Source organism: Clostridium boliviensis (assembly GCF_033342255.1).
Lineage (GTDB): Bacteria > Bacillota > Clostridia > Lachnospirales > Lachnospiraceae > Lacrimispora > Lacrimispora boliviensis.
Genome location: NZ_JAWONS010000175.1, coordinates 1 through 430, shown reverse-complemented (window position 1 = coordinate 430; position 430 = coordinate 1). Strand labels below are relative to the sequence as shown.

1 protein-coding gene is annotated in these 430 nt (G+C 57.4%); it reads left to right on the top strand.

The window, feature by feature from the left end; translation table 11 throughout:
* The coding region (locus RZO55_RS10995) for a YheC/YheD family protein (RefSeq protein WP_318064326.1) at window positions 1–430 on the top strand (430 nt) is incomplete at both ends.

Here is a 430-nt window from a genome sequence, read left to right as displayed (position 1 = left end):
ATCCTCTTTGAAACAATGGTTAAACCGCTTTGTCGCCAATACCCGCTACGTGATGCAGCCCTATCTCCCATTGAATACCCCGGAGGGAAGACCCTACGATCTGCGCATGCTGATTCAGAAAAACGAAAGAGGAGAGTGGAAGACGACCGGCATGGCCATCCGCACCGGAAAGCCCCACGGCCTGACCTCCAACCTGCATGGAGGGGGCCGGGCGGAAAAGGCGGTGCCCTTTCTACTTCGCCACTTTCAACGGGATCAGGTAAGCGACATCATGGAAAAAATTCGCTGGCTGGCGGCAGTCGTTCCCCCGCACATCGAACGCCACCACGGACGTCTCCTGGAGTTGGGGCTGGATGTGGGCATCGATACCGACGGCCGCATTTGGTTGTTGGAGGTCAATTCCAAGCCGGGCCGCAGCGTTTTTGTCCTC